Annotated in this window: 14 protein-coding genes; 6 read left to right on the plus strand and 8 right to left on the minus strand. The window is 60.7% G+C overall.

The features are described 5' to 3' along the window. The first annotated feature begins 60 nt into the window (after nucleotides 1–60). The 4 genes from F8C90_RS05485 to F8C90_RS05500 are packed head-to-tail and all read left to right on the plus strand — an operon-like array spanning nucleotide 61 to nucleotide 4,950. Nucleotides 61–1,278 (plus strand): ABC transporter ATP-binding protein, encoded by a 1,218-nt coding sequence (locus F8C90_RS05485; protein ID WP_246155803.1) that lies wholly within the window; start codon nucleotides 61–63, stop codon nucleotides 1,276–1,278. Nucleotides 1,279–1,313: 35 nt separating this feature from the next. Then, the gene (locus tag F8C90_RS05490; RefSeq protein ID WP_158049453.1) at nucleotides 1,314–2,174 is read left to right on the plus strand and encodes a TIGR02452 family protein; all 861 of its coding nucleotides are present in this window, start codon (nucleotides 1,314–1,316) and stop codon (nucleotides 2,172–2,174) included. A gap of 46 nt (nucleotides 2,175–2,220) precedes the next feature. Continuing rightward, on the plus strand, nucleotides 2,221–4,431 hold the full coding sequence (locus F8C90_RS05495; protein WP_158049454.1) for a HelD family protein: 2,211 nt from the start codon (nucleotides 2,221–2,223) through the stop codon (nucleotides 4,429–4,431). Between the two features lie 15 nt (nucleotides 4,432–4,446). Then, complete coding sequence (locus F8C90_RS05500; protein WP_158049455.1) at nucleotides 4,447–4,950, plus strand: NUDIX hydrolase; 504 nt, start codon at nucleotides 4,447–4,449, stop codon at nucleotides 4,948–4,950. Nucleotides 4,951–5,024: 74 nt separating this feature from the next. On the opposite strand, the gene F8C90_RS05505 is transcribed toward F8C90_RS05500, so the two are convergent. Further along, nucleotides 5,025–5,540, minus strand: coding sequence for a flavin reductase (locus F8C90_RS05505; RefSeq protein ID WP_158049456.1), 516 nt, complete (start codon nucleotides 5,538–5,540; stop codon nucleotides 5,025–5,027). A gap of 178 nt (nucleotides 5,541–5,718) precedes the next feature. On the opposite strand from F8C90_RS05505, the gene F8C90_RS05510 reads away from it, so the two are divergent. Together F8C90_RS05510 and F8C90_RS05515 are read left to right on the plus strand one after the other, a co-directional pair. Further along, on the plus strand, nucleotides 5,719–6,411 hold the full coding sequence (locus F8C90_RS05510; protein WP_158049457.1) for a DUF3793 family protein: 693 nt from the start codon (nucleotides 5,719–5,721) through the stop codon (nucleotides 6,409–6,411). A 110-nt stretch (nucleotides 6,412–6,521) separates the two neighbouring features. Further along, on the plus strand, nucleotides 6,522–6,944 hold the full coding sequence (locus F8C90_RS05515) for a flavodoxin (RefSeq protein ID WP_158049458.1): 423 nt from the start codon (nucleotides 6,522–6,524) through the stop codon (nucleotides 6,942–6,944). A gap of 112 nt (nucleotides 6,945–7,056) precedes the next feature. Here the strand turns inward: F8C90_RS05515 and yfcE are convergent, their stop codons facing one another. The 7 genes from yfcE to F8C90_RS05550 form a co-directional block, all read right to left on the minus strand. After that, entirely contained in the window at nucleotides 7,057–7,620 is a 564-nt protein-coding gene (yfcE, locus tag F8C90_RS05520) for a phosphodiesterase (RefSeq protein WP_158049459.1), read from the minus strand. Nucleotides 7,621–7,735: 115 nt separating this feature from the next. After that, complete coding sequence (locus F8C90_RS05525; protein ID WP_158049460.1) at nucleotides 7,736–8,971, minus strand: SLC13 family permease; 1,236 nt, start codon at nucleotides 8,969–8,971, stop codon at nucleotides 7,736–7,738. After that, nucleotides 8,972–9,496, minus strand: coding sequence for a nitroreductase family protein (locus F8C90_RS05530; RefSeq protein ID WP_170264561.1), 525 nt, complete (start codon nucleotides 9,494–9,496; stop codon nucleotides 8,972–8,974). A 79-nt stretch (nucleotides 9,497–9,575) separates the two neighbouring features. Then, complete coding sequence (locus tag F8C90_RS05535) at nucleotides 9,576–10,610, minus strand: threonine aldolase family protein (RefSeq protein WP_158049462.1); 1,035 nt, start codon at nucleotides 10,608–10,610, stop codon at nucleotides 9,576–9,578. 87 nt (nucleotides 10,611–10,697) lie between these two features. Further along, entirely contained in the window at nucleotides 10,698–11,234 is a 537-nt protein-coding gene (locus F8C90_RS05540) for a VanZ family protein (protein ID WP_158049463.1), read from the minus strand. A 96-nt stretch (nucleotides 11,235–11,330) separates the two neighbouring features. Then, nucleotides 11,331–12,605 (minus strand): ArsB/NhaD family transporter, encoded by a 1,275-nt coding sequence (locus F8C90_RS05545; protein ID WP_158049464.1) that lies wholly within the window; start codon nucleotides 12,603–12,605, stop codon nucleotides 11,331–11,333. A gap of 184 nt (nucleotides 12,606–12,789) precedes the next feature. After that, a complete protein-coding gene (locus F8C90_RS05550; protein WP_170264562.1) occupies nucleotides 12,790–14,325 on the minus strand; it encodes a response regulator transcription factor in 1,536 nt (511 codons plus the stop codon). Nucleotides 14,326–14,860 lie beyond the last annotated feature (535 nt).

Genomic DNA, 14,860 nt, shown 5'->3' on the forward strand with positions numbered 1-14,860 from the left:
GACAGTCCTGAGCTCGCACGAAAGCGCCAGAAGGCACTTTCGGCTCGTGCGGAACTGCGCGTGGAACGCCCCCTCCGAGCGGAGTCGAACCTCGAAACCCCGGTCGAAACGCAGGCTGACGGAGCGCCGCTTTTCCGCATAAGCGACCTGTCGGCGGGCTACGACAAGAAGGTCGTAGTCGAAGGCGTCGATCTGGAGGTTCGCGCGGGCGACGTCGTGGCGCTCATCGGGCCGAACGGCTCGGGCAAGTCGACCATCTTGAAAACCATCACACGCCATCTGGCACCGCTTGCCGGCGCAGTCGAGCTCGACGGGCGGGAGATTTCCCGATGGAAGACGGCGGAGTTCGCAAGGAACCTTGCCGTTATGCTGACAGATCGCCCCCAGACCGAGCTCCTCACCTGCCGCGATGTTGTAGAGGCGGGAAGGCATCCCTACACCGGGCGAATGGGCACACTCTCGCCCGACGACCATAGTCGGGTCGACGAGGCCATGAAAACCGCGCATGTGGAAGAGCTCGCCGAGCGCGACTTCATGCAGATAAGCGACGGGCAACGCCAGCGCGTCATGCTCGCACGCGCCATCGCGCAGGATCCGCGTGTGCTCGTGCTCGACGAGCCCACGTCGTATCTCGATATCCGCTACCAGATCGACCTGCTGCGAATACTTCGCCACCTTGCGAAATCGCGGAATGTGGCTGTCATCATGTCCATCCACGAACTCGAGCTCGCGCAGAAAAGCGCCGACAAGGTGATTTGCGTGAAGGACGGCCGGGTCTTCCGCGCCGGCGCACCCGAGGACATATTCACGCGCGAGACGATCGGCGAGCTCTACGGCCTTCAACATGGCACCTTCAACGAGCGCTTCGGCAGCGTGGAAATTGGGCGCCCGCACGGCGATGCGCACACGTTCGTCATCGCCGGCGCAGGTACGGGGTCGGCTGTGTTTCGCCAGCTCATCCGACAGGGCAAGGCGTTCTACGCGGGCGTTCTGCACGAAGGGGACATCGATTGCGAGCTCGCGCGCGACCTGGCGGCGGAATGCGTGGCCGAGCGCGCCTTCGAGCCGATCGGGGATAAAACCATAGCCCGCGCCAAAGAGCTCCTCGTCCACTGCGCGCGCCTTATCGTGTGCCCCGCCGCCTTCGGCACCATAAACGCCCGCAACGCCGAGCTCATCGAGTTCGCACGCTCGCATGGCATCGAGGTCATGCGAGCGTGCGAAGGCGCATCGTTACGAAATGGATACGTACCCCAGCGCGCAAGGCTGCTACCATAAACGATGTTCGCATTATCTTAAGGGAAGGACGCAGCATGCCCACACGTGACGAGCGGCGCGAAGCCGCAGCGAAGAACCTTGCGCTGATGCGCGGGGCGTTTGCAAGCGAAACGAAGGCGACCGTCGAGGCGGCCAAGATCTACGAGAACGGCGAAGGGCGCGAGCTTCCCGTAGCCGAGGCGGAAGGCGAGACCACGACATCGGTGACGACCGATTTCGCGCCGAAGGCAGTGTTTGGCGCGCAGGGCAAGGTCGCGGTCGTCGATCCGTGCTCGTTCACCCGTCCCGGCGGAGCCTACGAGGACGGAAGCTTCGGTCCCGAACAGATTCTCTGCGCGGAGAGCAACCTCTACCCCGCGCTTTGCGCCTGCAAAGAGCTCTATCACAGCAAGAACCGCGGCTACTCGTCCGGCATGCTGTTCACCGATCGAGCGCTCTACCTGCCCGACGTGGCGTTCGTGCGCGATGGCACCATCCGCCGTGCCGACGTGCTCGCCATCCCCGAGCCCATCCGCACCCGAGCGCTGGAGAACCACCGCTCGGAGCGCGAGTGCGAGCACGCGCTCGCCAGCCGCATCGAGTCGCTCTTGCGCATCGCGGCGGAGAGCGGCTGCGAAACGCTTGTGGTGGGCGCCTTTGGATGCGGGCCGCAAGGGTTCGATGCGGAAATGTCGGTCGGCCTGTTCAAGGCATGGATCGAGGCCCATCCCGGGGCCATCGCGCACATCACGTTCGCCGTGCCGCGCGCGAGCTTCGACGCCTTCGACGCCGCTTTCGGCGAGAAGAAGGCCCCCGAGCCCGAGGTTGCACAGGCACCTGTCGCCGACGAGGACACCGAAGACGACTTCGACTTCGACCCTGCCGATCTCCCCGAGGGAGTGACGCTGCGCGCCTAATGGTCTACAATGGTTCGTCCGATATTTCAGCCAAGGAGAGCCGTCCATGTCAGACGAACGCGCACACGACACCGCATCCGAATCGAAAACCAACGACGGAAATCTCGCTGCCCCCGACGTCGCCAACGACGAGGGCAGCGAGAACGACCCCGTGTTTGCCCAGGAGCAGCAGCACTTAAGCGACACCTACGCCACGCTCCAGTCGATGGCGGGCGCGCTTGCGGTCAAGATGCGCAAGAACGAAGACGCGGCGGCGGCCACAAAACAGCAGATGGTGGAGGAAATCAAGCAGAACTACGGCAGCGACACCGAGGCGTTCGAGACCTACGCCGACTTCGCGACCGTGAACAGCGTCATCGACTCATACAACCAGACGCAAGACGCCGCCGCCGAGAAGCTCTCCAACATCGGCCTGCTCTTAAGCCAGCCGTACTTCGCGAAGATCGTCCTCGACTTCAAACGCGGCGCCGCGCCGAAGGAGCTCTACATCGGAGCTGCGGGCGTGTCCGACGACAGCTGTCGGCGCCTCGTAGTCGACTGGCGCTCGCCCGTCGCCGAGGTGTACTACAATCAAGACATGGGTCCCACGCACTACCGCGCGAACGGCCGCACGATCGCCGTAGACCTCACGCTGCGCCGTCAGTTCGACATCGTGCGCGACGAGCTGCGCGCCTATTTCGACACCAACATCGCCATCCAAGATTCGCTGCTTCTCGCGTCGCTGTCCAAGCAGCGAACCTCTCAGATGCAGGCGATCACCGCGACCATCCAAAAGGAGCAAAACGCCGTCATCCGCCATGAAGACTGCCCCGTGCTGCTCGTCGCCGGCATCGCGGGATCGGGCAAGACCTCAGTGCTACTCCAGCGCATCGCGTATTTGTTCTACCAGCACCGCGAGAGCCTCCGCCCTGAAGACGTGTTCCTCATCACGCCGAACCCGGTGTTTCGCCACTACATTGCGAATGTGCTGCCCGACATGGGAGAGCGCAACCCGGAGACCCTCACCCTCGCGGAGTTCGCGCGCACGCTCTTGCCGCAGGGGCAGGGCTTCGGGAAGGGCACCGTCGACGAGGCGACCCTTTGGCGCATCGACGAGGCGCTTGAAAGCGGCAGGTTCGAGTACGAGCAGGGCGATTTCTGCGACATCCGCGTGGGGCACGTGAAGCTGATCACGCAAGCACAGGTGCATCAAGTGCGCGCGAAGTGGCCCCGCATCGAGCCCGGCGCGCGCCTGTCGAACCTGATGCGCGAGGAACTCACGCGACGTCTCGACTCCAAGCTTGCCTCGATGGCGTCAAGCGACGAGGCCTTTGACGAGGTGGTATCCCTCACCCACGACGAGCAGCTCGCGGCGTTCGGCGAACCGGTGAACATCGACGACGACAAAGAGGTGCGCAAGGCCGCGCTCAAGCTGATCCGCGGGCGCTTCGACATCGCGTACGGCATGATCGCGCGCGACGAGTGGCTCCACGTGGACAACCTGGGCCGCCGCCTGATCGGCGCGGAAAGCCTACCGCCCGCGGCGTGGCTCTACTTGAAGATCGCGTGCACGGGACTCTCGAACCCCGACGCGCGCTACGTCATGATCGATGAGGTGCAAGACTACACGATTCCCCAGCTCGCAGTTCTCGCCCGGTTCTTCCCCCGCGCCCACTTCATGCTACTCGGCGACGAGAACCAGGCGATTCGCGAGGGTGGACTAACGTTCGCGCAGGTCAAAAGTACGTTTGAGCGCTTGCGCGGCGAGGTGAGCGAGTGTCATCTCATGACGAGCTACCGCTCCACCCCCAGCATCACCGACCTGTTCGCTCGCCTTCTGCCCGAAAGCGAGCGCATGGAGGTGTCGTCCGTGCAACGCGAGAGCTCGGCGCCCCGCGTCGAGGTTTTCGACGACAAGGACGCGTGGACGGAGGCCGTGCGCGAGGCCGTGCGCGAGGCGGGCTCGAGCGACGAGGGGCTCACCGCCGTCATCGTGCCGTGGAAGCACGAGGCAACGAAGCTTGTCGCGGCTTTGGGAAACGACGCCCCCCAGCTGGTTGATGCGACGGGAGCGTTGCCTCGGTCGGGGTGCGTGCTGCTCACGCTGCCGCTTGCGAAGGGACTTGAGTTCGACCACGTCATCATTCCGAACGCAAGCGCAGGACTCTTCCCCGCCGATGATCGCATCGCGAAAAACCGCCTCTACACGAGCATTTCGCGCGCCACGCGCGAGCTCGACGTGTTCGCCCTTGGCGAGCTGACACCGCTTTTGCAATAGATGCAGGGAGCCGCGATGACGACCCCGAACTTCATCCTTTCGCTGCGCGAGAAGATCGGCCACGACCCGCTTTGGCTTACGGGAATTACAGCCTATGTCGAAGATGCAGACGGGCGCATCCTACTCGGGCGACGCAGCGACACAGGCGAATGGGCGCTTATGTACGGCATTGTGGAGCCTGGGGAGGAGCCTGGCCGCACATGCGTGCGCGAGGTACTCGAGGAGACGGGCGTGCACGTTGCACCGCAGGCAATCGCGAGCGTAAAATCATCAAACTACCTGGTGAAGTACGCGAACGGCGACCAGTGCCGATACATGGACATCCTTTTCATCTGCACGCCCACCGACGACGATGCTGCACCTTTCGTGGGGGATGACGAGAGCACCGAGGTCGGTTGGTTTTCTCCCGACGAGCTTCCCCATCCCCTGGCCACCTCGACCGCCAGTCGACTCGCCATCGTAAGCGAGTACAAGGCCCAGGCAGCCAAAGGCAACACCGCCGCACTCTTTTCGTTGTAGCAGAAAGCTCGCGCGGGCTTTCCCTCGTCCCGCCTGGCTCTTGTGCGGGCATCCTTGCTTTCTGAAGTGCAGGGCTATTCCTTTACGAGAACCTTTTCAATCTTGGCCATGTACATGGTGTGGTAGTCGTGGTTGGGATACCAGCGCGCATCGCAGGAGGTGTCGATGAAGTCCTCCGGCGGAAGCTCGCGCGCGTACAGCTTGCGGCATACGAACACAAGCTCGGCCTCCTCGAAGGCAATCGACCCGCCGACCTCAACAGGGGTAAGCCCCGCCTGGGAAATCTTGTCGGGAACGTCGCGCCCGGAAACCTTGCCCAAAAGACTCAGTGCCTCATGTTGATTTCCCTCGCCGAAAAATGCGCAGGTGAAACGCTCCTGCGCATCGACGAACTCCTTTGTGTAGCGTTGCGGGCGGATGTAAACGCTCACCACGTTCTTGCCCCACATAACGCCCATGGCGCCCCAGCTCGCGGTCATGGTGTTGCAATGCTCGGCATCGGCGCCGGCGGTGATGAGCATCCACTCCTTCCCGATTTTCGTAAACGGATTGAGCATCAGTTCCTCAGGTGCGATTTCTTTGAAAGCCATAGCAATCTCCTTACGTGTGAATTCGTCCATGATAACGCGAATCGGGAGATCGTGTTTTTGCAATATTGTAACCACTGGCAAACTTTTTCATCCAAACGCTTGACTCAGGTCTGCCGCTGAATTATAAGTTTCCCAGAGTTAACTATCACTGAGAAAACCCTACAAAAGGAGAGCTCTCATGGACAAACGCGAATACGTGAAATTGTTCGAGCGAAAACTGGTACATCACTGCACGCCGACGCTCGCCGGCATCAAGTCAGGAAGCCTGTTCGTCTGCCGCGACGAGTCGGTTCCTGGGCTTGGCAAGAGCAAGTCGGGGATAGTCTCTGCGAGGACCCATGAGCACAACCTAGCTTACGCGCTGCGCACAACACGCGACAAGCTCTATGATTACGGGGTGCGCATCGAGCTTTTGGCACGAAGGAAATCCGGGGTGCTTCTCTATGTCTACCGCCCCGACCTGCTTCGACGCGACCTTTCGCAGCCTGAGGTTGCAAGCTTCCTCGCGCAGGAGGGATACGACACCGGCTCCCTCGCGGCCTGCATCGAGCTTCTGCACAAGCGCATCTGCGGGACCGACCTGCAAAGCACGCTTTCAGGGTCATGCGCGTTCCCTCACGAGATCGGCCTCTTTCTGGGATACCCGTTTGAGGACGTTATGGGGTTCATCGAGAACAAGGGCGAGAACTACCTGTGCAGCGGATGCTGGAAGGTGTACTCATGCGAGCAGGATGCAAAGGAGTGCTTCTGCAAATACAAGGAATGCACGCGCGCCTACGAAGAGCTCTTCGACGAGGGAGTGTCACTTGAATGCCTTGCCATCCTCGACGACGCATTCCCTGCTGACGAGGCATATTCCCAGGCCAGCTAAGAGCGCGCCGGGCGATGTGCACGCGGGAGGGGAGCCTGCGTGCACATCGCCCGGCGCTGAATAAAAGCGCTCGGAACCGAATAGCAACCGATATGCAAGGAGAACCTATCATGAATAAAGTCGCCATCGTTTATTGGAGCGGCACGGGTAACACCGAGGCCATGGCAGATCTGATTGCGCAAGGCGTGCGTACCGCCGGCGGCGAAGCCGATCTCGTCCAAGCCGCGGATTTCGATTCGAGCAAGCTCGACGGCTATGATGCCTTCGCGTTCGGCTGCCCCGCAATGGGCGACGAGGAGCTCGAGGAGATGGAGTTCTTGCCCATGTACGATGAGGTGGAGCCGCATCTTCCCGGACGCAAGGTGGCGCTGTTCGGGTCCTACGATTGGAACGACGGCGAATGGATGGAGCTCTGGGAGAAGCGCGCGGAGGAGGCGGGCGTCGATGTGGTCGACTCCGTCATCGCGAAGGACTATCCCGACGACGACGCCTCTGCGGACTGCATGCGCCTTGGCACGCTGATCGCAAAATAAGGGCGGCGCTGGCTTGGCGACGGCGCCAACGAGAAGACAAGGGCTGCGCCGCGCGCGGATGCGGGCCCGATCGGGAAAGAAAGGGCTTGGCGACGGCGCGACGCGCCCGTATTTATTCCCCTACAAGTTCCCGCAGCTCAAAGGCACCATTTTCATAGACAGCGTAACTGTTCGAGCCGTCTTTTGGAAGAGAGACGCTACCGGGGTTCACGAAGAGCGCGCCATCGCGAGAGGCAATCTCCTTCACGTGGGTATGCCCGTACAAAAGGGCTGCGCCGCGCGCGATCGGCGGCACATTCTGCGGCCCGAACAGGTGGCCATGCGTGCAGAACAGCAGGCGCGGCCCGGCCTTTGAGGCGGGCTGCCCATCTGCGCCCTCCGCAGGTTCCGCGTCCATCACGATCGCATAATCGGCCATGCAGGGAAAATCGAGCACCATCTGGTCGACCTCGCTGTCGCAATTGCCGCGCACGGCAACGACGCGGTCGGCCAGCGTGTTCAGCATCGCGAGCACCTCCTTCGGCGCGTAATCGCGCGGAAGGTCGTTTCGCGGACCGTGATAGAGAAGGTCCCCCAGAAGAACGACGGTGTCGGGCGACTCGGCCTCGATTTGCGCCATGAGCGCACGGCACCAGTACGCCGAGCCGTGGATATCGGATGCAATCAATAGCTTCATCGAGCGCTCCTTTCTTGTCTTTGCGAAAGCATACCCTATCCGAGATGCAGGTCGTAGCGAGGTTGACGCCAGCAAGCCCTATCCCACGACGGCAGGCGCTTGGTTTGCTGGGCGGCTATAGGCCAAAAAGCAGGGCAAGCCCGAGCAAAGCCACCAGAAACACTACGTTGACCAGCGTAAATACTTTGAGATAGCGCATTTTCGCCCCCACGCGGCCGATAGAGATCGCCTTGAAGGTGATAAGGCTCGCCATCGAGGCGATGAGCGTCCCAAGCCCGCCAAGGTTCGTGCCCACGATGAGGGCGTCCCATTGACTCGTGAACCCGGAGAGCAGCACGGCCGCGGGGACATTGCTGACCACCTGGCTCGCGCCCACTGCGGCGATGACCGCATTTCGCCCCACGAGCTCCGCCACCGCATCGTGGACAAGCGGAATGCGCACCATGTTCCCCACAAAGACGAACAGCGCCACGAACGTGAGCAGGAGCGAGAAATCGACGCGTCGAAGCTGCTCAGCATCAGTAAGCGCGACGGCCGCGATGACGACGGCAAGCACTATGCGCACATCGACGATTCCCGCAACTGCGAGCAGGCAGATGCAGAACAGCGCCAGGTAAATTGCAAGACGCCCGCAGCTGCATCTCCGCAGGGGCGCAGGGGCGGCATCCTCGCGAGCCCCATTCGCGAACTCATGCGCGGCGCCATCGGACCAGCACGACCGCGAGACGATTTCTTCCCCACGAGCAGCACCCCGAACGCAGCCCTTGTTCTTGCCAGCCTCTTCCCCGCAACAAGGCTTCGACCTGAACAGCACGAAAATGCACCCCGTTATAAGCGCTGCGGAAAGTCCCGTGTAGGGAGCCATGAGCGACAGGAAGCGGGAAACCGACATCCCCGAAGCAGTGAACAGGTACAGGTTTTGGGGATTCCCGACAGGTGTAAGCATGCTGCCGAGGTTCGCGGCCACCGTCATGAGTGCAGCCACGAGGAGCGCGCGACCCTCCATGCCCGCCGCGCGAAGCGTCACGAGGGCGAGGGGGACAAACGTGATGAGCGCCACGTCGTTTGTCACCGCCATGCTTGCAAAGAAGACGATTCCCACAAGCGCGAACGCGATTGCGCGCTGGGACTTCGCACGCGAGACGAGCCACTTCCCCATCGAATCGAGGACGCCGAGAGAGCGAAGCCCGGCAACGGCAGCCATTAGGCAAAAGAGCAGCGCGAGCGTGTGCCAGTCGATATAGGCAGAGTACGCCGCGTCGGGCGGAACGGCAATGCACGACGCGGCGGCGAGCACGATAGCGGCAACGAGGACGACCTCGCGCCGCACGAAATCGCGAAGGCGTTGCACTTAGAAGCTTTCCCAGCTCACAAGCGACATATCGACGTCGGCGGCCGTATGGGGAGCCGGATGCTCGCAGATGTTCCCCACGACGAGCATCGCTTCAAGGGAGAGCCCTTCCGGTGCGTCGAGCACGCGGCGCACATAGTCGCTCGAAGGCGTACCGTCGGCGGCAGTGCGCATGCGGACCTGGACCCAGCAGCTGCCAAGGCCCAGCGCATCGGCCGCCAAGTGCATGTTGGTCATAGCAACCGAGCAGTCCTCGACCCACGTGTCGGCGATGGACGGATCCCCGAACACGGCAATAACCAGGCTCGCTGTGTCGAAGAGCTTCTGTTTGGGATCGCGAGCTTGGGCAAGGCGGGAAATTGTCTTCGCATCCTCGACGACGACGAAGCGCCAGGGCTTCTTCCCTTTCCCCGCAGGGCCGGACATTCCCGCGACGAGAAGCGCCTCGACCGTCTCGCGCGGGACACTGCCTCCCGTAAAGCTGCGGATGCTGCGACGATGAAGCAGCGTATCGAGAATTTCCATGAGGTTCCTTTCTTTCCTTGCGGCTCGCTCAGGGCACGAGCTTTTCCCTAGCGAGCAGCGACACCCTCCGAGGAGACGACTACAAAGCCGCAATGGCCTCCTCGAGCGCAACGATTTCCTCTTCGCGCGTGGCCCAACTCGTGCAGACGCGAATGGCAACGTGCTCCTCATCCGTGCGCTCCTCGAATTCCAACTCGAACTGCTCAGAGATTTGCGCGTACTGAGCATCGGTGAAGTTGATGAAGACCTGGTTGGTCGTCGTCTGCGCGAACAGGGGAATTCCCGCCTTCGCGCAAGCGTCCTTCACGCGCGCGGCGTACTCGTTCGCGCGGCGGGCAACCTTGAAGTAGAGGTCGTCGGTGAAGAGCGCCTCGAACTGCGCGCCGAGCAGCCACCCCTTCGCAAGCATGGCGCCGTTCTGCTTCATGTTCGCGCGGAAATGCGGCTTGAGCTCGTCGTTCACGATGACGACGGCCTCGCCGAACAGCGCGCCGCATTTCGTGCCGCCGCAGTAGAACACGTCGGCGAGCCCGGCGATGTCCTCGAGGGAAACGTCGCCGCCGATTGCCTCAAGGCCGTAGGACAGGCGCGCGCCATCGATGAACAAGTAGAGCGAGAACTCGTCGCATACCGCACGGATGGCGGCGAGCTCGGCAAGCGTGTAGACGGAACCCGTCTCCGTCGCCATGGAAAGATAGACCATCTTTGGCTGCGTGATATGTTCGGGAATGATGCTTCCCGCCCAGTTGGCGGCGATGGCGCGCACCTGGTCGGCGCTGATTTTGCCATCGTGAGCAGGTGCGGTTTCGCACTTGTGGCCCGCATGCTCGACCGCTCCGGTCTCGTGCACGTTGATGTGCCCCGAATCGGCGCAGATGACGCTTTGCCATGGGCGCAGGGCGGACTCGATGACGATGAAGTTCGCCTGCGTGCCGCCAACGAGGAAGTGCACATCGGCCGAGGGCACACCTGCACGCTCGCGAATCAGGCGGGCCGCGCGCTCGCACACCTCGTCGCAGCCATAGCCGCAAAACGCCTGGTCGTTAATAGTCTGGAGCGCCTCGAGAACCTCGGGGAGCGCGCCTTTGCAGTAATCGCAGTTGAGTCTGATCATGAAATCCTGGCTTTCGGGAAACAGCGGTTTACGAAACATATAGGCAACAGCATATCGCACCAACGAGGAAGGCGGGCCAAGACCGCGCTAAACGCGGCACCTTTCCCGCATGCGCACCACAACCACCGCAATGGCGACTGCCACAAGCGCGCCTGCGGTATCAACACCGACATCGAACGGCTGCCCACTTCGACCCGCAACGAACAGCTGGTGGAACTCATCGAAGCAGGCATACACGAAGGCGATAACCACCGCGCCCACCGCCGCAGGGGCGATCTTCCGCGTGATCCGAATCGCCTGGGAAGATCGAAGCACCTGACCCTGGCGAAGTGTCGCGAAGGCGAGCAGACCCAACACGGCGTACTCGCTGAAATGCCCCGCCTTTCGCACGGGGAAGCTGAGCGATTCCACGACAGCTGCCTGCTCGTCGGACGACATGCCGGAATAGCCCGGCCACACCGTCGAGAGTACGACAGACGTCACGCCATCGCTCATGCCCTGAGAGTGGTCGCCGTCGTTTGCCGACATGAAGAAGATGAACCCCATCCACACAAGGAGCGCCACGACGCACGCCGCAAGCCGCACGCATTCCTCGCGATGCTCATTTGACGCAGAAGATGACATGATTCCTATCTTTTCTCTTTCGATGGCATGAAAACGGGGCCGGCATTTGCCAGCCCCGATTCGATCGCTTGGTTCGCCCGCCTTACACGTCACACCCTACATCGGCGGGAAGCGCACGACAAGGTACACAGCCGACACGGCGATGGTGACAAGCATGATCGGGAAGCCGTATTTCAAGAAGCCCATGAACGTGATCTCGGTGCCGTGCTTCTTGGCGATGTCGGACATGACGACGTTCGCCGACGCGCCGATAAGCGTGCCGTTGCCGCCGAGGCAAGCGCCGAGCGACACCGCCCACCACAGGGGCATAACGTCCATGCCGGTTGCCTCCATGGAAAGCAGGATCGGGATCATCGTGGCCACGAACGGGATGTTGTCGAGGAAGCTCGAGATGATGGCCGAGGCGATGAGCAACACAAGCATGGCGATAAAGGTCGACCCTCCCGTGACGTCGATCAAGGCCTGTGCGAGCATGCCGATGACGCCAACCTCGGACAAGGCGCCGACCACGATGAAGAGGCCCGCGAAGAAGACGAGCGTCGTCCATTCCACATGCGCGAGGGCCTCCTCGATGCGCTCGCCCGAGATGAGCATGAGGATGCCCGCGGCCGTAAGCGCAACGACGCAGGACTCGACGCCGAGCGATCCGTGCAGCATGAAGCCCGCCGTCACGAGGATGATCATGATGACGCTCTGGCGAAGAAGCGTGGGGTTCTTGATTTCCTCGCGCTCGTCGCGCTCCATGAGGGCGCGCTTGTGCTCCTCGTCGACTTTGAACTTGCGGCCGAACAGCAGATAGAACAGCCCGATCATCACGATGAGGCAGATGATCGCCGCGGGCGCGTCGACCATGACGAAGTCCGCAAACGAGAGGCCCGCGGCCGAGCCGATCATGATGTTGGGCGGGTCGCCGATGAGGGTCGCGGTGCCACCGATGTTGGAGGCCATGATCTCGGCGAGGAAGAACGGCAGGGGGTCAAGGTCGAGCAGACGGCAGACCGTGACCGTCATGGGACCGATGAGCAGGACCGTCGTCACGTTGTCGAGCAGGGCCGAGAGCACCGCGGTCAGGCAGACGAAGAGCACCATCACTAGCCAGGGGTTGCCCTTCGCAAGGCGCGCGCACTTGATAGCGAGGTACTCGAAAAGCCCCGATAGCTTCACCACGGCGACGAAGAGCATCATGCCCAAAAGCACGCCGAGCGTGTTGAAGTCGACGTGTTCCATAGCCGCGTCGAAGCTGACCACGTGGAGGATGAGCAGGACCATCGCGCCGACGACGGCAGCGAGCGCGCGATGAATCTTCTCGGTTACGATTGCCACCATGACGACGATGAACACGACGATGGCGATTATCTGGGTTGTGCCCATGCGGTTCCTTTACTGTTCGATTTTTCGCATTCGAATCAGTATCCATGAAGAAGGGGGCCTTGTCATCAACATTTAAGTTGGAAAAGCCGCAAATCTCGGCGGATGCATTCAAAGATGCCGCGGATATATCAAGGCCACAGTGACAATAGGCGGCTAATGCTGAAACACTCCGAGGAACGCAATATTATCGCTTGCCTTCGTCCACCAGGTCCATCAAACGCTGCTGGGAGTTCACACCAAGCTTTTGATAGATATGGTAGATATGCGATTTGATAGTGGCAGGCGTCACCATTAGCTGCCCAGCAATGTACTCGGCGTTACGCCCCTTTGCGAGAAGCGCAAACACTTCGGTTTCGCGCGGGGTGAGTGAATACTTGCGCGACACCTCTTCGCAACGGTCTTGAAAGCCCTCTGAGTAAAACGGCTCTCCCCCATCACAAGTGCTCGCGGAGGGTATCACCTCCACCTCCTCGGGCTTCGAGACCGCTTCTATCGCCTTTTGCGCCGCAACGTTGATGAGCGAATCAAGCCGCCTTTTCGTCTTCGACTCATCACCACCGTAAACAGAGAACGCCACAACAATAACTACAACGAAAACGCAAGTGAACAGGTAGAGACTTTCACTCTCGAGGCGGAATACGAAAGCGGCGGCGTAGGCTAGAAGACATCCGATAAAGAAACCAACCCACGACGGAATTTGACGAAGCGCGAAACGGCGCACGGGATGCAGACGGAACTCATAGTTCTCGATGCTCACCGAGAACCAAGTGAACATTTGATTATGCGCAAGCGTCGCCAAGGCAACGCACGCCCAAATCACACGCAAAGGACCCTCAAACAGGGGCATCATGAGAAGGCTTACTACCAAAAGTGGCAAAGCGATACGCTGAACAACCCCCACATCGATGTCGACACGCGAGCCAAGCACGCACCAGACAACTGCGAGAGCAACACCGAAGATGCCGCTTGCACCGCCCACGAGCGCTGCCATGAAGCCTTGATAACACACCTCAATGCTCATAAGTCCATACACCGCACCACAACTCGCGACGGAAAAGAACGCGGGAGCAGACAAGTCGGGCACGCGGCGAAAATCCTGCACATTCGGGATAGAGCTTTTCGGAATGGAGCGCGCAATCATCGCAGCAGACAAGACCGAAATGAAGAGGATGAGACACAATTCGAGCATACTCACCCACAGCTCTCCCGCAGCGTTCACGATAACGAACAGGAATGTGCCGCCAACCCCTCCCGAGACCACCACCCTCATGGTGAACGACGACTCCATTAGACTGAATATTACGCACCAGTACGTAGCCAAGATTGCTTGGGAAATTCCGAGCAACGCCCACGAAATCTCAAGAACGATAATCGGGAGAGCACCTGTCGCAGTGTAGGCGCACGCGCATATCATGGGCAAAAACGACACGATCAGCGCAGCGACCGCAAGTCTATCTCGATTTTTGAAAAATAAATCAGCTTTCACCGCAAAGAAGCCAAAGGCGAAAGCAAGCGTCAACACAGAAATGCATCGTATAAAAATTGCCGTCTGAATATCGCAAAACGACAGAAGCGGGAGTGACGGCGAGAACACCGCCGACAATTCCCAACCTATCAAACACGAAAAGCCGGCAACCGCCACCGCGAATAGCGATGCGACGCCGGCTTGCCGCCGAGTCGCCCCCTCCGACGATGCATCTTCCCCTTCGACGCTTTCCATACCTCTCCCCCTAAACATCTGGGTATGACACGACCCCTCAAGTTGCTCTCATTTCAATATTACCAGCTGTCGACCAGGCACACCCAATAAAAGATACTCCATTTAGTTAAAAGAGAGGCGCGCTTAAAAAAGGTGTCCCGCTGGCAACAAGAAGGCTGTCAAGCTGGCTTCTCGTTTTTCCGATGCGCCTTTCAACCAAACGAGCGAGAGGGGAAATTCATGTGTTTCAGACCACCAAGCGTCGATCAGGGTCCTGTCAAATGTCCGAAATGCGGAGCAATGGTTGACCCAAGCCTCGATGCATGTCCCAAGTGCGGAGCCAAAGCGACTACCGCCGTCGGGGCGCCGCCCGTGCCAGGGGCGCCAAGCGCACCTTCGATTCCAAAGGTCCCCGGTGCAGCGGGTGCACCTTCCGTACCGAGTGTGCCAAAGACACCGAGCGTTCCCTCTGTCCCCGGAGCGCCAAAAGTCAATGTGCCTCGGGGGTAGCCAAAAGCGATTATTTGGGGACACGCAGCATTTAATCCATGGATAA

Origin of the sequence: Ellagibacter isourolithinifaciens, from assembly GCF_008831035.1 — a bacterium.
In the GTDB taxonomy this organism is placed as follows: domain Bacteria; phylum Actinomycetota; class Coriobacteriia; order Coriobacteriales; family Eggerthellaceae; genus Ellagibacter; species Ellagibacter isourolithinifaciens.